The organism is Fictibacillus gelatini DSM 15865 (genome assembly GCF_000430745.1).
GTDB lineage: Bacteria > Bacillota > Bacilli > Bacillales > Fictibacillaceae > Fictibacillus_A > Fictibacillus_A gelatini.
In genome coordinates this window covers 1-19,815 of sequence record NZ_AUMP01000045.1, presented here as the reverse complement: position 1 = coordinate 19,815, position 19,815 = coordinate 1, and the positions used below count along the sequence as shown (strand labels likewise).

Here is a 19,815-nt window from a genome sequence, read left to right as displayed (position 1 = left end):
TATCACCACCTGTGTAGCCTTGTTTGCGAATTTCATCAAGTATTACCACCGCATTAAAGCAACCTTCATCCATTCGCTGGCGAATATAATCCTTATAAGGATCCAGTTTACTCGGACGTTGTTTTCTTTTATATACCGGTAGCTCATCTTTATTAAGCCACTTTCTGACGGTTTTTCTGTCACACCCTAATTCATTAGCAATGTCTGTAATGTACATTCCTTTTTGTTTCATTTCTTTGATCATAAAAAATTCCCCATTCGTTATAATTTTGAACAACTCCCTCCCAGAGGGATTGTCCGGTAAACGTGGGGAATTTTCAACCGGAACTATTGAGTATTCTATCACCGGATTCTACACAGTCTCAAAATGCTCTACATTATAACCAATGCGTTCAAGATTATATCTGAGAAGAATTGCGTGACTTGGTTCATCTTCAACTACTCCAATTGTTTTTTGGTGGCGAGCGTTCATTATTTTTTCTTTATTCAAGTAGACTCACTCCATCATTGACCCCTTATTTAAGAAATACACTTAGCAATGCATAGATTAATGCTCCAAGAACAGCCGTTATGGGAATCGTTAGGTATTTAACAATCCGTTGTAATTGTTCTGGATCCATAATGATTCACCTTTAGGTTTATTGCCTTGCCAATGGTTTTTGAAAGTATTTCTTCTGGAACCATAGAGCAACATTCACTAATGCAATCATTACAGGCACTTCTACAAGAGGACCGATAACAGCGGCAAAAGCGGCTCCCGAATGTATTCCAAAAACACCGACTGCAACTGCAATAGCTAATTCAAAGTTGTTACTTGCGGCTGTAAAAGCAAGGGTTGACGTTACAGGATAATTCGCTCCTGCCTTTTTACCCATCAAGAAGGAAACCAAAAACATCACTACAAAGTAAATCAACAACGGAATTGCGATACGTACCACATCTAGAGGTAATGCAACAATCATTTCACCTTTCAAAGAGAACATCACAACAATCGTGAAAAGTAATGCGATTAACGTAATAGGGCTGATTTTAGGGATAAACACCTTTTCATACCACTGACGACCTTTGGATTTTACTAACGTGTAACGAGTAATCATTCCTGCAAGGAATGGAATACCTAAGTAAACAAAAACACTTTTTGCAACTTCTGCAATGGTAATGTCAACAACCATCCCCTGCAGCCCAAACCAACCTGGCATAACAGTGATGAAAAAATAGGTGTAAACGGAATAAAACAATACTTGGAAGATAGAATTGAATGCAACCAGACCAGCTGCGTATTCAGTGTCTCCCTTACAAAGGTCATTCCACACAATAACCATCGCAATACAACGAGCCAAACCTATCATTATAAGTCCAACCATATACTCTGGATAACCTTGCAAAAAGACGATTGCTAAAACAAACATCAGGACTGGACCAATAATCCAGTTTTGGACAAGAGAAAGCCCCAATACTTTCGTGTCTTTGAACACCCTACCTAATTCTTCATAACGCACCTTTGCTAGTGGTGGGTACATCATAAGGATTAAACCAATCGCAATGGGAATCGAAGTTGTACCTACCTGATATTGATTCAGGACACCTACCAGGTTGGGGAAAAAGAAACTCGCCCCAATTCCAATAGCCATAGCAACAAAAATCCATAAAGTAAGATAGCGGTCTAAAAAAGATAACCTTTTTCCAACTTTTTCACTCACGTTTTTGGCTCCTTTCCTAATCACATTTCACCAACAAACCTTGTTTATCCAGTTCTTCAATTTCTGTGGAGAAATCAGGCAAATGGTTTAGTCCATAGCCAATTTCCTCCAACTTTTTGCGGTTTAAGGAATAAAATACCCATTGTCCTCTTCGATTTTCAGTCACCAAGCCAGATGTTTTAAGCCGATTCAAATGTTTGGATACAGCTGGCTGAGAGATGTTGAAAATAGGTATTAATTCGCAAACGCAAAAATCACGGAGATTTAATAAGGCAATTATTTTCAACCTTGTCGGGTCTCCAAGAGCCTTTAAACAGTCTGCTAACTGATGAAGATCCACTCTGCATTCCTCCCCTCAAACATAATAGTAATATAACGATATGGTTATTTCAATACGAAAGGATGCCTTTACATAATCTTTACAATGAGTATCATTAGCAATGATCATTAATTTTATTCAAAACCTTTTCTCACAAGCTTAGTGCCACCGTGGTGCTTCTTTCTTTTCGAGATAAGGGGTTTTACCCCTCCCAACTCCTAAAAGGCTTGGGAGGAGAAATACAATGATTACGGTTCGCTATAGGCTATTCTGTTTTAATTCTGCATTAATTGATTTTCTGTTTTCCCAAACATACCTTACAGGGTCATCAATATGACTTTCCGATTTATCTGTCCAATTCTGTCCATATGAATAGTTGTAAAACTCCTTATCTGTACCAAGTATTAATTCAGTTTTTCCACCAGCGTAAATGTTCAAGTCTTTAAATGTAAATTTGTATTTTCTATCATTTGGGTCAACACTAGCATATTTTTTGAAATCATCAATAAACTGTTTTGCATCTTTAAGGGTTCTGATTATCATTTCAGTAAATCTCCTTTTTCATTTTTGTAAGCTTTTTGTGATGGAATATTATAGTCAATTAAAATCGCAATCACATTATATATTGCTTTTTTAGCTTGTCAAATTTGGCATATCAGTCGTTGTGTTTCCCTTCATCAATCCGAAAAAAACCCCTTTTCAAAAAATGCCCCAGAAAGCCCTTCTAAGCCTTCTGGGACGCATTTAAAAAAGTATCTAATCTATTTTATTTGCGGTTTCTCAAGAGAGATAGCTGTGATGGTTTTGATTTTGTATTTTCCATCCTTCGGATCTTTATCAGCTTCAAGCGTTACATTGAATTTTTCCGTTTCCTCTTTGCCGTCAATCATCTTTCGTTTTTCTGTGATGATCGCTTGATAAACAAGCCCCGTATCACCATAGGCATAAGCATTCTCGCTCTCCGCTGCGATATCACCCGAAACAAACTTTCCTTTGATTTTAGCGAAATCCTCCTTAAAATACTTTTCAAAAGGGACAGGGTCTAGAAACGTGTCTGCAAGAAATTTTAGCAGTTCTTCTTCATTCTTAACTTCATAAAACTTCATTCCTTGTGCATATGCTCCCCGTCCAAGTTTAATCATCTCTTCTTTTGTGAGTTTGTTATTCTTGCTAATATCCTGAACTGCCTTTTGGTAGTAATCTGAAATTTCTTCTTTCTTCCCTGCTTGATTTTCTGAGTGTGCTACTGCAGACCCGTTTGAAGTCTGGTTAGTAGGTTCCTTCCCACAGCCAACCAAGGATAATAGGCATATAAAAGTTATGGTTAGAACAATTTTATTCATTTTAATCTTACCTCTTTCGTTTCTTGCCTAGTTCATTTCATCCGCATCTACAAAGTCATAACGCTCTTTGAGGTATTTCTCTAAACGAAGCACTACAGCGACACCCTCTGCTCTCGTTAAAGTTTTGCGTGGATAGAACTTATCACCAGCACCTGTCAAAAGACCCGCATCACTGACGGCTAAAATAATACCTCGACTAGTTAGTTGAATTGGATTAACAGGATCTCCAGTAAAATTAGAACGAGTTTGGGAATTTACTTTCGCACTTGTTGCGGTAATTTTCTCAGGTAAATAGTCGAAATAAAAATCTCCATTGTGACCATATTCGTTATAGTTGTATCCTAACGCTTTTGCATTTTTTAGATACTGTGAATTATGAATTATAGTTCCAATTTGGAATTGAGCTGGAATATCACTATAATTAGATTTAAATGTGCGGTACTTGTAATCTTTAACAAGGTCTTCAGTGTTATCAGTTTCATCGAAATCATAATAAGACTGTTTAGGATCTATTAATCTTTGTTGTTCATAATCCAGAAAACTGTATAAAATAAGCGCCATATCTTCACGTTTTAGCGGCTGATTAGCTTTACCTTCTGCAAAATAGCGATAATTTAAAGAATTATATACATTTTTTATACGTTTGTAATAATAATCATTAAAAACATAATAAGAGTAATATTTATCAATTCCATTATGTGCCATATATGCACTATAGTCTTTCATTGTTTGACCATTGTTTTTAGTCAAATTATAGTAGTTAACGAATCCAGCAACATAAGGAACTTCATGAATTCCTTCTATTGCCCAGCCACCAACATTTTTTAGCAAAGATGACCCAGGTGAATACGGTGATTTGGTCTCATTAAGATCATAATAATGCCATCCTTGCAAGCCACAACTTCCTTTAACTGTAAATCCATATTTGTTTAAATAATCACTCGACATCACAATTCTCTTTGCTAAATCAGGATTATTATTCGCATAATTTTCTCTGTAAGTCTTTAAAGCTTTGAAATCTCCCTTTGTAGCTTCATATGCTTTATCGGCATTTACAAGCAACATATTACATCCAGATGTCCTGTCTTGAATAAAGTCTTTTTCCGTTAATACCCTTGCCAGCATCGCCATAAATTGTTCATATGTTAACTCTCCGTTTGGGTCAAACTTACCAGGGGCTATGCCTTTCGTAATTCCTCGGGTTACCGCTTCATTTATTAGTGCCTCTGCCCAATGCCCACTTATATCACTAAAACCATTATTTGTATTCTTGGCTTTTTCTCCATCCGATGTTTGTACAATTGTAGTTGGATTTTTATGATTCGACTTTGCAAATGGTTTCTGTAAATCAGCGATTTGTTGGTAAGTGATTTTATCCTTTTCATATTGTCCTGATAGACGATGTTTAAAGAATGCATCCTTGCTATGGAAGTCCCAACGTGGTTGTGCCATTTGTGCGAATGCTTCATAAATGTAAATTGGAGCATCGGTAAGCGCAATATCATACGTGTTGGGTTGGGGGTTGATATTTGCAATAATCGTACCATATGTCCCTTCCAGGTCTTCCCGTTTAACCGAAAGCCTTGTCGTAGAAGTCAACCCTTTTTTATTCAAAAAATATAATGTAGCAAAGTCATTTTCTTTCAATTCGCCAGTAAAAGTATAAATTTGCCGTATGATTTCATATGGAACGTCATCATTCGTATGATCTTCAACCCCGTATTGCTTTACTGTTACCATTAGCCCTTTCTTTTGATTAAGGTCAACGATGTCAACACGCTGGGCATATGCGTTATTCGTGTAATTAGACAGGTTAATATCCAAAATTTGTGTACGGATAACTAAGAATTTGTTATCAACAATGAAACGAACACCTGTTCCAATTTGCTTGTTATCACCATATTGAATTCCAAGTTCGTGTCTTTGCAGTCCTGTTCTGTAAGATGTGACAGATTTTGTTTCTATGGTTGTCCCACCTATTTTTGCAGAATAGCTTATTGAATCCGAATAATATGTTTTCCAAGTTTTTGGGGTTACACTAAAAGTTTCTTCAAATGGAACGCCATCTTCCAGCTTGATATTATCGAAATTTTTCAGTAGCTCTTTGGAAATAGTGGCGAGATAATGTTCAATTGTCACATCGGCTAAATCTGTTTCCGACTTAGCATAAACGAGATTTGATATGTTTGCTGATATAGCCAATAAAATAGCGAGTATTCCTAAGATCACTCTTTTTGTATTCATATTGATAACCCTCCAATCTGTCATATTTATTGCGGAACTTCTACGCCATTAGCAGCAGAAATTTTAAATTTACCGTCTTTGCCATCTTTACGGATAACAAATTGCTCTTCCAAAATTTGTTTATTTGTTTCTCCACTTGTTAAATGTTCAACAAAAGTCATACGAGTATTAAAAGTAAAACCATTTTCACCATATACTGAAACTCTTTCATTCTCGCTAATCACTTCAGCAGATTTAATTTTACCTTTATTATTGTTAAATTCCTTTTTAATAGAATCCATAAACATAGATGGATCTAAGAAAGAACTATTTACCCAGTTGGTTACTTCTTCTTCTGATTTTAGCATGTAATACTTCTTATAATTTTCTACTACGACTTCGTGAGCAATTTTCAGCATTTCTTCCTTAGTCATTTTGTTATCTTTACTGATTTCATCTATAGTCTTTTGTTGATCTTCGATAAGAGTGGATCCAGGTTCCTTATTAATTGAATTTGTTTTTTCGTTTGAAACTAATTGTTCGGTTCTGGAAGTATTATCTGGTTTGTTGGATACTTGATGGACAGATTCTTTTCCGCATCCACTCAATATCAATAAAAAAGCGAGTATTCCTGAGATCATTATCTTTGCATTCACCGTCAGAACCTCCAGCCGTCTTTATTTGAAAATAAATTTTTTTAAGATTGAAGAAGTGAACCCTTCTGCTTTTTGGGAATAGTTATACAACCCTTCAAATAAATCTCCGCCAAAGCGTGCTACTTTATCGCCGATATAATCCCCTACATAGTCGCCTATTGCACCGCCAGCCACAGAACCAGCTGTTCCAAGCGCTACTGCAGTAGCCGCGGCTCCTGGTCCAGTAGGTAAACCAATTAGCCCGCCAATCGCAATTCCCAGTTCTCCTCCCAAATAAGTGCCAATGGCAACACAAACCGAATTGACTATGGTTTTGGTAATATTTTCTCCAAATTCTCTCCAGTCTTCTTTTGAAGTCTTCTCTTTCTTGATGTGTTGATACATTTTATAAGCGTTTAATGCCAGTTTTGCCCCTTTGATTACCCTCGAAGCCCCTACTAAGAATTTCAAGTTCTTCTTTATCAACTTCCGTTTCTCTATCTCTGCTTCAGCGGTTGCTTTGTACTGTTTTACCCCTTCAACAGCAAGTTTCTTGATACGTCTGTTTTGTGTCGTGATACCCTTCAAAATATGGTATAGAAGAGTTTTATCTTTACGAGCATTTAAATAACCCGAGAGTGCTAATCCACCGAAAAACCCGAACAGAGGGATCACGAAAGGCAAGCCACTTCCTGAATCGCTTTCTTTCTTTTCCATCGGTTGAGTGTTTACAATCGTTGTTCCACTGGTTGTTGGATAACCTTCTTCAATTTGTAAAAGGTTGTCCTTGGCAAACTGCGCTCTTTGCCTTACTTCTTCATAGATAGGACGTTTATACCAATCATGCGTATGACCCGAAACATAGTGAGCTTTCTTTAAGTCTGACTCATCAAGGGAGATCGCCCAGTCGCAATACTGAATGGCTAGATCCAGAGACTTGATATAGTCAGGAATTCTTCCTTTAAACCGCTCATATTGGTTAATAAGTGATGCCTTTTCACTTTCGGATATACCAATGACCTCAACTTCAAATAGTTTCAATTTACTTGAAGCAGACTCTACTTGTTCAACCCATATCCCCATTCTCGCCAGCGCGGCAACTTTTTCTTTACTCCCTTGCATATCCCCGATTTCCAAATATTCGCTCCAGACATCAGGATTAATGGATTGTTCGGGAATATCCTTGACATAGTCAATCGTCCAATCGACATGGTCAATAAACTGTGTGTAACTGTCTTCTTTTCGTTCGATTTGCTCCATAAGGTTGAAGACAGTTTGAAGATCTTCTTTTGAATCAGCAAACACGGTCGGCATCATAAACGCACACAGATTTACCAAAATAGCTAACATACAAAACACTTTTCTCATCGCATAATAACTCTCCAATCCTTTAGGCGTGTGAATAGCAGTTATATTAGGGAGAATATAATCTCCTCATCGACACAAATTGACATAAAAATTCTAACACACGGATTTGTTATTTTGAACCAATTTGTAGAGTATACTACGTGGTTTGAAATTAGTCACCAAATTGATAATGGTTTTAAAAAGGAGTATACACTCTTGTCTATTGAAGCCATTATCGGTAAAATTCTAAAATCGTTACGAATAAAAAGAGGCTTATCTCAGGAAGAACTTGCCTTTCAGAGTAACTTAGACCGCACCTACATATCGATGTTAGAACGCGGCATTCATCAGCCTACGATATCCACGCTTATTTCTTTAAGTAAACCTTTAAATATCAAACCTTCAGACTTTATGAAACTTATTGAGCAAGAACTTGTATTAGATAAAACTGAAGAAGATACCTAACAATTCGCCCTTAAAGATTATCATTGGGCGCTGTTTTTATCTTACAACCTAAATAGCCACCGACAGAGAGGACTTGGTGATTACAAAACCCGTTTTGTCCGAACCAATTTGCGTTGACGATTTAGTTTAAATCACTCAAAAATAAAGAAACAGGCGGAATTTCACCTGTTTCTTACACTACTCACTATTCATTTTCAGCAAGTTCTTCCAATAGTACATGATTTCTTGTGCTTTCTCCTCGGAAATGAGAGCTGTTCTTTCTTCGTTCAGGAAGTAAATGATGTTATCCTGTATTTTTTGGACTTTTCTTAGATTCACTAAAAAAGAACGATGAGTTAAATAAAAATGATGATTTTGCAAATATTTCTCATATGCTTTCAACGGTATTTTTGTCTCAATAACCCTATTAATGGTATGTACTTGAATTATCCGATTTAACGATTCAATGAACAAAATATCACACGGCGCTAATTGTTCAATGTTGTCGTTATAAACAGGCACATAAAAACCGCCATTTTGAACAAAGGTTTGATAACTAAGATAGTCACATAACTTTTTGATAGACTGTTTAAACCGATATTGGGTAAAAGGCTTTTCAACAATATCAACAATCCCCAAATCATATGTATAGCTGGCTTCCATTGCTTTGCCTGTAACTAATATGGCAGGAACTTTCTTTCCCCTAAATTGAAGTATTGAATATGCCTCCAATCCACCCTTACCTTCCCCAAGATGAACATCGAGAAGCACTGCAGAAAGGTTTGAATAAAGAGTCGCCTTTTCAATAAATTCATCGCCAGTTTTAATCACATCGAGAATATGGATAAATGGATACGGCTTTAAATAATCTAGCAATAGTTCCTGTTGAATTGGGTCGTCTTCAACTATGAGCAAATATACCTCGAGATTATTCATCTTTGTTCACCTAATGCATAATATTTCGTTTTAAAATGGAATCATGATTCGAAATACTGTTGATTGGTTGTTTGACTTAACTTGAATTTCACCAGAATATCTGCAGACAATTTTCTGTACTATGCTTAATCCAAATCCTCTTGGCTTACCGTTTTCGGCTATCTTGGTTGTGTAGCCACTGAGAAAAATCTTATCTTTCTCCCTCGGAGAAAGAGGTATCCCTGAATTTTCTACTTCAAAATGATAACTATTAAATATTTTTTTGCATACAACCTTAATTCTTCTTTCATCAGTTGGCAATTCCATTGTTGCTTCTATCGCATTATCTATGAGATTAGAAAAAAGCTTAATCAAATCAATAGACTGAATACGGTCAAACGGGTCTTGGCTTACATCAAATTGCATATCGATCTGTTTAGATTGAGCAACTTCCCATTTGGTGTGGAACAAAATCAACAGAGCAGGATTGGTTAACTTAAGCGATAAATGAACAAGCTTAGCCTCTTTTAAAAGCGAGTTTAAGTATTCTAACGCTTTATCATAGTATTTAAACTCAATTAAACCATGTAGTACGTGTATGTGATTCACAAAATCGTGACGTGTTGATTTTAAAGAGCTGATAAGGGAACGTAATTCTTCCAAATAAGTCTTCTCAGTCTCACCAATAGCTTTTTTAATCTCTTTTTGATACCATTTTTGAACAAATAATACGGCAATCAGCACGATAACAACAAATACAACATTAAAGGCAAATGTTGAAATACTGTTTTTGATTACTTCATTGCCAATGTCGTCCAACATTTTAGCGCTTATATCAATACCCACATATCCAATGACTTGTCCGCCATTAATATCTCTTATTGGAGCGCCTACAGATAGATAGTTACCATACACTGGGTCTTTAAGAATTCCTGTAAAATATGTTTTTCCCTGATGAGCCAGTTGAACTTCACTCTCGGGTACAGTACAAGGGTCTCCAATAGGGAATTCGGGAGAATCTTTAGGTACAGATGCTATCATTCCTTTTGCAACTTTGGGATTATCGATAGCAAGTGTATAAACGTGTAAGGCGCCAATTTTTTCTCTTGCATCATCTAAAAGTGTTCTTGTTTTCCAATAATCTTCGTTTTTTGTCGGATTAGCCAGAAAACGCTTGTAGCTTTCTTTGTCAATTGAATCGGCTATAGATTTTGCCATTTCAATACTCTGATTAGCCACCGAAACGTGAACAGATCTTGCTGTACTGTAGTATGAGAAGATTACATTGGCACTTGACAATGATATCAATATTAGAAAGGCTACAATATAAATGAGCAGAATCCTTCTGTTTTTCAACCTCTCCATTGATAAAAGCCCTCTTTATTCAGTAATCCTTATTTGAAGTTTAACTGAAATTTCGACGTTTTTCATCAAATGTCTGAACAATGAGGGGAATAGAACAGTAAAAATACCTATGTCCGATTCAAAATGGAAAGAATCTAAAACTTTCTTTTGCAATACTCGAATAATAAACGCTTTCTGGCGAGCTAGGCGCTACCGTGGCGCTTTTTTCTTTTTGAATAAGGCAAAACCATTCCCCCAACCCAAAAAGGCATAGGGAAGAAAAATACAATGGGTTCCTATTAAGGCATTACACTAATCTTTCTCTTATAACCGAGCATTAATTGATATTCTGTTATCCTATAAATACCTTACAGGGTCGTCAATGTGATATTTCAGTGGGTCACTCCAATTCCGTTCATATTAATGGTTGTAAAATTCTATATCCAAACCCAATATCAAATCAGTTATTCCCCCAGAATACGGACTACTTATACCGAAATCTTATATCGCATTTCGGTTTGTCATTGGATAATGTTTTTCCCTTCACCAACACCCGAAGAAAAATCCCTCTTAACAAAAAACGCCCCAGAAAGCCTTAAAGGGTATCTGGAGCATATTTGAGTTAGATACGCTACCTTTACTATTTGACCATACGTTGTTATTCATTTTTGAGTTGTTTTTCAACTAGCCAATAATCTGCTTAGGAATATCCTGTCTACTTCAATCTCTATTTTCGGGTTTACCACTATTTGTGATACGGTTCCCCCCTCATAATCCGAAACGCCCTGTAAATCTGCTCAACTAACACGAGTTTCATCAACTGATGGGGATATGTAATTTTTCCGAATGACAATTTCTCATTCGCTCGTTTCATAACCTGGCTGCTTAACCCGAGAGAACCCCCAATCACAAACGCAACCTTGCTTTTGCCGTAGGTGGCGAGCTGGTCGAGGCCGCGGGCGAGCTCTTCGGATGATTTCATTTTCCCTTCGATCGCCATGGCGATGACGTGCGCGTCTTGCGGGATCTTCGCCAGGATCCGATCACCTTCCGCTTGCTTCACTTGCTCCATTTCTTGTTCGCTTAAGTTTTCCGGCGCCTTTTCGTCGGCTACTTCAATGACTTCCACTTTCGCATACGGCCCGAGCCGCTTTAAATATTCGTCAATTCCCATCTTTAAATACTTTTCTTTCAATTTTCCAACCGAGACAATTAAGATATTCACAGGTGGATGGCTCCTTTACAAACAACTTATTCACAATACTTATCCACATATACACAGACACTGTCCACATTTTGTGGCGGATCATTCGTTCGATACTTTATATATGGGTGTTTCTTCGCAATATGAACAGCTTGTTGATAACTTATCGTTTTCTGTTAATAACTCTACAACTGGAGCGACTTCACATTCATCAATAATTTCTTCCATTGCAATATCCACATGTGTATGACAACAAAATTTAATCAAAATTCAATTCCCTCACTTATCCACAATTTCTATTCTACGTTTTATTATATTCTAAATTTCAATCGTTGCCGAGCTATGACTTTATAAGATCAAAAAAACAGGAAGGTTCCCCCTCCTGTTTTCCTATGATAATTGTGGTTGCTGTTTTCCAAGTTTTACGGTTGTTGTTTCTTTATGTCCGGCACGATAGTAGGTCACTTTAATCTTATCACCGATATGTGCTTTGTTGTATAAGAATTGGCGAAGTTCAATTTGCGATTTGATTTTCTCGCCATTCAGCTCGGTAATGACGTCAAGTTCCTTCAATCCTGCTTCTTTCGCCGGCCCTTCCACGCTTGTCACGACAACGCCGTCCGTTACTTTATCGGAAAGCTTCAATGTTTGGTGGCGATGGTAGTCGCTGATTTGCGAAAGGTCCACAGATGTTACGCCAAGGAATGGACGTTTCACTTCACCGAATTGCTCGAGATCCGCAATGATTGGGCGGGCTAAATCGGATGGAATCGCAAAGCCAATTCCTTCAACCGCTTCACCAGTCCATTTGCTTGAGTTAATGCCGATCACTTGTCCAGCGATATTTAATAGCGCACCGCCGCTGTTGCCCGGGTTAATGGAAGCATCGGTTTGAATGACTTCCGCTTGCCAGTCCGGCTGGTTGTCATCATTAATATCAACAGGAATCGTCCGGTCTACGCTTGAGACGACGCCCTCAGTTACGGAACCGGTAAATCGTCCAAGCGGGTTGCCGATCGCAATGGCCGGCTCGCCTGGCTTCAAGTTTTTCGAGCTGCCGAATTGGGCAACCTTGTCTACATATTTCCCGTTAATTTCAATAACGGCCAGGTCTGTCCAAACATCCGCGCCAAGAAGTTTTGCAGGCACTTTCTTTTTATTGCTTAACGTGACCTCAAGCTGATTTGCATCTTCGACCACGTGATTGTTCGTGACGATGTAAGCTTTGCCGCCCGCTTTTTTATAAATGACGCCTGAACCGATGCCAACTTGTTTATTTTCTTGATCCCAGAAGTTGCCTTTCTGGATGTTTGTTACTTCGACTACAGCATCCTGCGCTTTTGCGACTGCATCGGTCACATTGCTTGTGACATTAACATTAACGGATTTTGTCGGCCCTTTATCAACCGCCGCCTGATCCGTTTCCTGGTTGTTGAAATAATCCGGCAAAAGCCCGGCATTGCTCAGGATCGGCAAGCAGATTAACATAATTAAAGCACCGACAATGGCACCGGCCAATGCCGGGAAAAACACGCTTTTCCTTCTTCCTCTGCCCCGTTGGTCATCAGGGCCTGGTTCATATCCATCATAATAGCCCATATATTGTACCCCTTTCTGAAAAATATGCGATTTATCCTTGTGTCACCATTATAATAAAAATAATTTCCAACGCTTAAAATATGGGTGTTTTTTTACATATTTCCACATCTATTGTTATTCCCTAATTGGGGGAGATTAAACTAAAAAGCCGAAGAGAAGGGCTTATTCTCCAAGGCTTTTTAACGTTAAGTATTAAAGTTTTACAAGCTCTGTCGGTACGCTTGCATCGGTATGATATAACTGAAGCTCTTCACCAATTACGAACCCTTTGCTCTCCAGCGTTTGTTTTACGGAAAGGTGGGCAATATCCTTCATGTTGTTGTCTTTGCTCAGATGGGCTAAATAGATCCGTTTCGTTCGGTCGCCGATCACGTCGCAAAGTGCATGTCCGCAATCTTCATTCGATATATGGCCATGATCGCTCAAAATCCGGCGTTTAATGTTCCACGGATACCGTCCCATCATCAACATGTTGATATCGTGATTGGCTTCAATCACAAACGCGTCACTCCCCTTAATGGAGCCTTTCATCCGGTCGCTGACATAACCCGTGTCTGTCATTAACGTCAGCTTTTTTCCTTCGTGGTGAAAAATATAAAACATTGGCTCAGCCGCATCGTGAGAAACACCGAATGACTCGACATCGATGTCCCCGAATGTTTTTACCGAATCCATTTCGAATTCGAATTTTTGTTCTGATGCCACTTCACCAATTAACCCGTCCATTGCTTTCCACGTTTTGGCGTTTGCATAAATCGGGAGTTTATATTTGCGGGCAACGACGCCGAGACCTTTAATATGGTCGCTATGCTCATGGGTGATTAAGATCCCGTCAAGCTGATCCAACCCGCCGCAGCCCGCCTTTTCGAATAATAGATTCATTTGTTTCGCACTTAGACCGACATCGACTAACAGGCGGGTATTTTCCGATTCTACATAAATCGCGTTCCCCGTGCTTCCGCTCGCAAGCACGCTAAACTGCAAAGCCATGATTACATCCCTCTCTATTGTTTTCCCTCTAACTTCTGTACCGAGCTATCAATCGCATTCACTAAATAATGGGCATCTTCCGTTTCAATCGACCATGTCGGGGCATATACCTGCACATCTTCCACGTTGGCAAGGCTATAATACCCGAGGACGATATGCTGAATGGAGTCTCCTTTTACTAAATGATTCGTATTAAGGAGCCGGCCGAGTGCCTTTTTCGGTGAAATGATTTCCTGGGGCGCGCCCTGTCTCATCACACTAATGTACGTCTGGGTAAAGCGAATGAGATTTCCTTTCTCATCAAGCTCGCATTTTATTGTACCACTTGGTTGCTCAGCCGTGTTCTTTTCCGCCACAGCGTTTGTTCCAACCATAGGATTTGTATCGACAAAAATTTGCTTGTCCTGGTACATTTGTGAGAACCATACGACATTGTCTTCTTTATCAAATTTAAAAAACTCGTATTCGTCGCCTCTTGAACTATGATCTTTTATAAAGCTCTCCAGTTCATCTATTTTCTTCTCATTGCTTTTCGCAAGCCCCAGTGGCTTCTTTAATTCAAAGACGAGCGTATTGCCTTCATCCGTATCGTCTACAAGAATATCTTTCGCCTTGAGTTCCTTCACTTCATCCGTTGTGAACGTATAGCGCTGGCCGCTGATCAATGTCTCTTTTTGATCGTATGCAGGAATTGTCCCTTTGTACGAAATATGCTTGTCCGCCAATTTCTTTTCTAGCGGTTGTTCTACAAGGTTTTGAAGCTTATTTTTGTTCACTTTCATATAAAGCTGATAGCCAAGAAAGAGGTTGAGGACAAGAAAGGTAAGGATAAAAATCGTTTTCGTTCGTTTCCAATCCACTTATACATCTCCTCCCGGCTACTCATCTTTCACAAACAAAGGTTGCCACTCATCGCCCTCGCGTATAAACCATTTTGGCTCAAGCGTGCAAACTTGTCCATTTACCTGGCTCATTTCATATCCAATCCTTACATCTTCTACGAGCGTTAAATCGTATTCGTTTTTTAGCCGGGAAATAACTTCTTTTGCTGACTCGATCGATTGGCCTTTTTTACTTTTATTCACAAGTTCCGTCATCTTCAGCAACGACCGGCTGTATTTATTAATTTCATTATTTTCCCGCGACAGGCGCAATTCCATTTCCGGGCTGAGAACAGGAAGACCTTTCATCTCCAAATGGAAAGTCGCTTCATTGTCCGATAAGCTCGAAAGAAAATAAGAACCGCCCCATCCCGCATGGGTATTGACGAAATTGACGCTGTCAAACAGGACGCTTTTATGATCCATTACGTTTACATCGCCTTCGCCTGTATCTAAAGCAAAATTCGTATAGGTTAAGCGATTGTTGAAAATGTCCATCTCGGATTTATCATCGGTGTAATATTCACGTGAATTCCGGCTAGAGCTTTTAATTGACATTTGATCTTTAAACAGCGCTTTTTTATACCTTTCGATCGTTTCATCTTTAACCGGCGGTGTATAAAAGCTATACGAAGCGAACGTAACATGTTCGGTGGGAAAATAAAAGCGCCGGTTAATTACTTCTTCATTTTTATTATTCAGCCTGGCATCATCGAACTTTGTAAAGGGTACAAGATGTGCCTCATTCATTGCCTTTTTAAAATCTTCATAGGCAAAACTCGTTCGGGCAACAATCTTTTGTTTTTTCGGATAAGAGACGAGCCATGCCCTGATTTCATTCGTTTTGGTCGTATAAAAATAAACTCTGTCCACATCATCCAACGAATAATTGCCATTTCCGGATAAATTAAAAATTTGGCTGTACACATCAGGTGGCATATTTGCCGGGAATACCATCTCGATGTATTCGCCGTTTTTAAAATCTCTAGTATCATCCGGGTCAAACGTCTTAATTTGCGGATCATAAAACCGTGTGTTTTTTAATTGGCTGACCGCTTTTCGTTCAAATTTCTCGTTGCCGACCACACCTGAAATTTTGTCTCCGGTATGTTTTAAAATTTGGCTCGGCTGAATGACGTCAGTAACGGTTTTCACATCTGGCACTTCGAGTTGTTTTAATGTCCGTGGATTTTCAAGAACTCCATAATTCGGCTTATACGTCCAGAGTGTCCATGTCAAAATCAAACTGAGTAAAATCAACACAGTAAGGAGAACGGATTTAATGTTTTCCCTGTTTTTATAGATTTTTTTTACAATGTTTTTGAATGAATGAAAAAAATTCAAGCCTGGCATCGTTCTAACCCTCCTTCACTTTTTTCAAAGGCAGGGTAAAATGAATGGTTGTTCCTTGTCCCCACTCGCTTTCAGCCCAAATTTCGCCGCCATGCACTTGCACAATTTCCCTGGCGATCGCAAGGCCTAATCCTGTGCCGCCAAGATCCCTTGAGCGGGCCCGGTCGACACGGTAGAAACGGTCAAATATTTTCGACACGTTGTTTTTCGGAATTCCTACCCCCTGGTCGGATATGCTGACTTTAATTTTTCGTCCTTTAAGCGACACGTCAAACGTAATCGTACCGCCTTCTGGTGAATATTTAATGGCATTGGAAATGACATTATCGAGCACCTGGGTCATTTTATCAGGGTCGATTTGAACCATAATTTTACGTTCAGGCAAGTTACGGACGAATTGAATATGTTCGTGCTGGAGCATTTCAAACCGATCAATGATGTCGCTAAGAAATTGAACCAATTCAACCTGGATAAAATCAAAACGGTAATCCTTGCTGTCCATTTTTGACAGCTGCAAGAGATCAGTGACAAGCCTGATCATCCGCTCGGTTTCATTTTGAGTCACTTCTAAAAAGCGCGGTGCGATCGTTTCATCCCGCCACGCTCCATCTGCAAGCGCCTCAAGATAGCTTTTCATTGTTGTCAGCGGTGTTCTCAGTTCGTGCGAGACGTTAAAGACAAATTCCCGCCGTTCATTTTCAATTTGTTCCTGTTCGGTCACATCATGAAGCACTGTAATTAAGCCATTGGCTGGTCCGCCTTCTTTCTGGACGATCGAGAAATTAGCCCGAAGCACATAATGCATATCTTCCGTGCTTAAATCGAGCAGCATCGTTTCATATTCATTAAACAGTTCTTCCCAAGTGTACTGATCATTAATTCGGAGCAAATCAACCAATGATGTACCGAGGGCATGCTGGCGTGAGACGTTCAGCATTTCTTCCGCCCGGTTGTTCATGAGAATGACGTGTCCGTCCTGGTCGGTCGCAATAACACCGTCGGTCATATACGTTAAAACGGACTTTAGCTTTCTTCGTTCGCCTTCGGTAATGGCGGTCGCATCTTGAAGGCGGGTGGTGAGATCATTAAATGTCATCGCAAGCTGGCCAATTTCATCGTCGCCATATACTTGCACCTTTCGCGAAAAGTCGCCCCGGGCCATCACTAGCGCCTGCTTACGCATATCCGCCATCGGCCGGGTAATTGTCCTTGCAAGGAATATGCCGAGAAGGGCGGTGATGACTAAGGCGATAACCGTTCCCGTCGTCAAAATTTGATTGATGTTTCGAATTTGTTTATAAATATCTTCAATCGGCATTTCGATGTAAATGGCTCCGATCGTTTTACCATCCTTGCCGATTTTGATCGGTTTTGCCGTTACATACACCCGCTCATTGTTCTTTGGATCATACATTTCGTCCGGGTCTTCCGTGCCTTGAAGGGCAAGCTTGATTTTACTGTTCGTGCTGTATTGCCCGATCAGGCTTTCTTTATTGCTTCCGATCACGATCCCATCTTTATTCAAGACCTGGATGTTGTTGACGCCGCTTTTAAACTCTTCTAAGAGCTGGTTAATGTCTTTTTCAAGCGTTGTCGGAGTTTCTTTGCTTTCCTCTTTATCCTTTTGATCTTCTGTCATTTTTTGCTCAATAAAAAACTCCAATTGCTCTAAACGGGAATTCGTTGAATTTCTGAAATTCGTATATAGATCCCGCTCGAGCCTTTGGGTGAAGTATACGCTAATGACTTGCATCGCTATTAAAATAAGCAAAACATAGATCAATACAAATTTGACATGTATTGATCTAAAAAATCCAACTTTATTCATTTATCTACTCCTGATCAGGATTTCGCAAATAATACCCGACGCCGCGTCTTGTAATGATCCATAGCGGATGGCTTGGGTTGTCTTCGACTTTTTCACGGAGACGGCGGACAGTGACGTCAACGGTGCGCACATCGCCGAAATAATCATAGCCCCATACGGTTTGGAGCAAGTGCTCCCGTGTCATCACTTGCCCGATATGTTTAGCAAGATAGTAAAGCAGCTCAAATTCTCGATGCGTCAATTCAATCGTTTCGCCCCTCTTTGTAACAAGGTAGGCATCCGGGTGGATGGTGAGAGATCCGATTGAAATTTCGTTGCTGTCATCGTCCTCGCGTTCCACTTCCTGTTGCTGTCTTCTTAAGTTGGCTTTGACCCGGGCGATCAGTTCGCGCGTGCTGAATGGTTTCGTCACATAATCGTCCGCTCCGAGTTCAAGCCCGAGCACTTTATCAATCTCAGAGTCTTTTGCCGTCAACATGATGATCGGCATGTCATATTTTTTGCGAACTTCCCGGCACACTTCCATTCCGTCTTTTAACGGAAGCATAATATCAAGCAAGATCATATCCGGCTTCTCGTTCTCGACCTTTTCAAGGGCATCGACCCCGTCATGAGCACAAATGACATTGAACCCTTCTTTTTCAAGATTGAACTGTATAATATCTGCAATCGGTTTTTCATCATCGACAACCAATATCTTTTTTTCCACAAAAGCTTCCCCCTTTTGGAAACTCTACATTTATTTTTATCTATCTGTCTGATTGTTATAAAATTGCATTTTAATACAATTCTATTTTATCATACAAAACACCTTTCTCCCTAATGGATAAAACTCTCAATTTCGACAAAGATTTAGATTATACAAAAGAGCATACTGGATAGATCCAGCATGCTCTGCCAAATGTAACTATGAAGGTATTGAAAAGTAAAATGGTGGCTCGAGACGGAATCGAACCGCCGACACGAGGATTTTCAGTCCTCTGCTCTACCGACTGAGCTATCGAGCCAATATTAATTTCAAGTGTTCAAGTTTAAGTTTAAATATAGTAAATGGCGGACCCGACCGGGATCGAACCGGCGATCTCCTGCGTGACAGGCAGGCATGTTAACCACTACACCACGGATCCATTGAATGGTGAGCCATGAAGGACTCGAACCTTCGACCCTCTGATTAAAAGTCAGATGCTCTACCGACTGAGCTAATGGCTCAAAGAAGTAATTCAAGGAAGACGCTCACTCGGTTACCCTGTCTCTTCCTCTACTAGTATTGCTTCGCTGCAAGCTGTGTCGAGACAACTCGAAGCTTTTTCGTGATGATTTGCTCGTGACTGAGCTAATGGCTCAAATCAATTATGTAATAATTGAATTTGTCATTTTTTCACGACAAGAGTTATCATATCATTGCTTAGCATTTTTGACAAGTCATTTTTATATTTTTTTTTGGAGTTTACGCCTATCCTAAACTTGCTTCATTTCTTTCATAGAAGCTGGAGAACCTCTGTTCAATCAATGTCCCTTCATAAAGGCACCTTTAACGTTTTTATAAAATGCCTTTTATCAACATTTTGTTGGACATAATTTAGTGCTCCCACTAGTAAAACGTCATCTAGAACGGCTCTATTGGATAAAAATTGTGCTCCGGGCATTAAAAGTGTCCTTGAGAGCAGCTCTATTGGACAAAAATTGTGCT

Annotated in this window: 19 protein-coding genes, 3 tRNA genes and 1 pseudogene; 1 reads left to right on the top strand and 22 read right to left on the bottom strand. The window is 39.4% G+C overall.

The window, feature by feature from the left end; all coding sequences use genetic code 11:
- The 9 genes and pseudogenes from H538_RS0116295 to H538_RS24105 all read right to left on the bottom strand — a co-directional run.
- Nucleotides 1–268 (bottom strand): annotated as a pseudogene (locus tag H538_RS0116295) (IS21 family transposase); the annotation flags it as partial.
- Nucleotides 269–352: 84 nt separating this feature from the next.
- Nucleotides 353–490: a response regulator gene (locus tag H538_RS26195; RefSeq protein WP_154657999.1), complete on the bottom strand. Its 138-nt coding sequence runs from the start codon at nt 488–490 to the stop codon at nt 353–355.
- A gap of 148 nt (nt 491–638) precedes the next feature.
- Nucleotides 639–1,700, bottom strand: coding sequence for an ACR3 family arsenite efflux transporter (arsB, locus tag H538_RS0116280; protein ID WP_026678517.1), 1,062 nt, complete (start codon nt 1,698–1,700; stop codon nt 639–641).
- 16 nt (nt 1,701–1,716) lie between these two features.
- Nucleotides 1,717–2,040: an ArsR/SmtB family transcription factor gene (locus H538_RS0116275; protein ID WP_026678516.1), complete on the bottom strand. Its 324-nt coding sequence runs from the start codon at nt 2,038–2,040 to the stop codon at nt 1,717–1,719.
- Between the two features lie 237 nt (nt 2,041–2,277).
- Nucleotides 2,278–2,562 carry a hypothetical protein gene (locus H538_RS0116270; protein WP_026678515.1) on the bottom strand — a complete coding sequence of 95 codons (285 nt, stop codon included), beginning with the start codon at nt 2,560–2,562 and terminating at the stop codon, nt 2,278–2,280.
- A gap of 218 nt (nt 2,563–2,780) precedes the next feature.
- A complete protein-coding gene (locus tag H538_RS0116265; protein WP_026678514.1) occupies nt 2,781–3,362 on the bottom strand; it encodes a hypothetical protein in 582 nt (193 codons plus the stop codon).
- A gap of 27 nt (nt 3,363–3,389) precedes the next feature.
- Nucleotides 3,390–5,606 carry an S-layer homology domain-containing protein gene (locus H538_RS0116260; protein ID WP_026678513.1) on the bottom strand — a complete coding sequence of 739 codons (2,217 nt, stop codon included), beginning with the start codon at nt 5,604–5,606 and terminating at the stop codon, nt 3,390–3,392.
- A gap of 26 nt (nt 5,607–5,632) precedes the next feature.
- A complete protein-coding gene (locus tag H538_RS0116255) occupies nt 5,633–6,241 on the bottom strand; it encodes a hypothetical protein (protein ID WP_026678512.1) in 609 nt (202 codons plus the stop codon).
- A gap of 21 nt (nt 6,242–6,262) precedes the next feature.
- A complete protein-coding gene (locus tag H538_RS24105) occupies nt 6,263–7,588 on the bottom strand; it encodes a glycine zipper family protein (RefSeq protein WP_035351187.1) in 1,326 nt (441 codons plus the stop codon).
- 195 nt (nt 7,589–7,783) lie between these two features.
- On the opposite strand from H538_RS24105, the gene H538_RS0116245 reads away from it, so the two are divergent.
- Complete coding sequence (locus H538_RS0116245; RefSeq protein WP_026678511.1) at nt 7,784–8,032, top strand: helix-turn-helix domain-containing protein; 249 nt, start codon at nt 7,784–7,786, stop codon at nt 8,030–8,032.
- Nucleotides 8,033–8,209: 177 nt separating this feature from the next.
- Here the strand turns inward: H538_RS0116245 and H538_RS24100 are convergent, their stop codons facing one another.
- The 13 genes from H538_RS24100 to H538_RS0116180 form a co-directional block, all read right to left on the bottom strand.
- The gene (locus H538_RS24100) at nt 8,210–8,947 is read right to left on the bottom strand and encodes a LytR/AlgR family response regulator transcription factor (RefSeq protein ID WP_051291520.1); all 738 of its coding nucleotides are present in this window, start codon (nt 8,945–8,947) and stop codon (nt 8,210–8,212) included.
- A 30-nt stretch (nt 8,948–8,977) separates the two neighbouring features.
- The gene (locus tag H538_RS0116235; RefSeq protein WP_026678510.1) at nt 8,978–10,291 is read right to left on the bottom strand and encodes a GHKL domain-containing protein; all 1,314 of its coding nucleotides are present in this window, start codon (nt 10,289–10,291) and stop codon (nt 8,978–8,980) included.
- A gap of 724 nt (nt 10,292–11,015) precedes the next feature.
- A complete protein-coding gene (rlmH, locus tag H538_RS0116230) occupies nt 11,016–11,495 on the bottom strand; it encodes a 23S rRNA (pseudouridine(1915)-N(3))-methyltransferase RlmH (protein WP_026678509.1) in 480 nt (159 codons plus the stop codon).
- A gap of 81 nt (nt 11,496–11,576) precedes the next feature.
- Nucleotides 11,577–11,741, bottom strand: a complete 165-nt coding sequence (locus tag H538_RS25665; RefSeq protein WP_081412688.1) for a CxxH/CxxC protein — start codon at nt 11,739–11,741, stop codon at nt 11,577–11,579.
- A gap of 123 nt (nt 11,742–11,864) precedes the next feature.
- Nucleotides 11,865–13,073 carry a S1C family serine protease gene (locus tag H538_RS0116220; protein ID WP_026678508.1) on the bottom strand — a complete coding sequence of 403 codons (1,209 nt, stop codon included), beginning with the start codon at nt 13,071–13,073 and terminating at the stop codon, nt 11,865–11,867.
- 192 nt (nt 13,074–13,265) lie between these two features.
- Nucleotides 13,266–14,063 carry an MBL fold metallo-hydrolase gene (locus H538_RS0116215; RefSeq protein WP_026678507.1) on the bottom strand — a complete coding sequence of 266 codons (798 nt, stop codon included), beginning with the start codon at nt 14,061–14,063 and terminating at the stop codon, nt 13,266–13,268.
- A 14-nt stretch (nt 14,064–14,077) separates the two neighbouring features.
- On the bottom strand, nt 14,078–14,923 hold the full coding sequence (locus H538_RS0116210) for a two-component system regulatory protein YycI (RefSeq protein WP_026678506.1): 846 nt from the start codon (nt 14,921–14,923) through the stop codon (nt 14,078–14,080).
- An 18-nt stretch (nt 14,924–14,941) separates the two neighbouring features.
- The gene (locus tag H538_RS0116205; protein WP_026678505.1) at nt 14,942–16,297 is read right to left on the bottom strand and encodes a YycH family regulatory protein; all 1,356 of its coding nucleotides are present in this window, start codon (nt 16,295–16,297) and stop codon (nt 14,942–14,944) included.
- Nucleotides 16,298–16,301: 4 nt separating this feature from the next.
- A complete protein-coding gene (gene walK / locus H538_RS0116200; protein ID WP_026678504.1) occupies nt 16,302–18,125 on the bottom strand; it encodes a cell wall metabolism sensor histidine kinase WalK in 1,824 nt (607 codons plus the stop codon).
- Between the two features lie 4 nt (nt 18,126–18,129).
- Nucleotides 18,130–18,834: a response regulator YycF gene (gene yycF, locus H538_RS0116195; protein WP_026678503.1), complete on the bottom strand. Its 705-nt coding sequence runs from the start codon at nt 18,832–18,834 to the stop codon at nt 18,130–18,132.
- 222 nt (nt 18,835–19,056) lie between these two features.
- A tRNA-Phe gene (locus tag H538_RS0116190) sits at nt 19,057–19,132 on the bottom strand.
- A gap of 44 nt (nt 19,133–19,176) precedes the next feature.
- Nucleotides 19,177–19,252: transfer RNA gene (locus H538_RS0116185), tRNA-Asp, on the bottom strand.
- A gap of 6 nt (nt 19,253–19,258) precedes the next feature.
- A tRNA-Lys gene (locus H538_RS0116180) sits at nt 19,259–19,334 on the bottom strand.
- Nucleotides 19,335–19,815 lie beyond the last annotated feature (481 nt).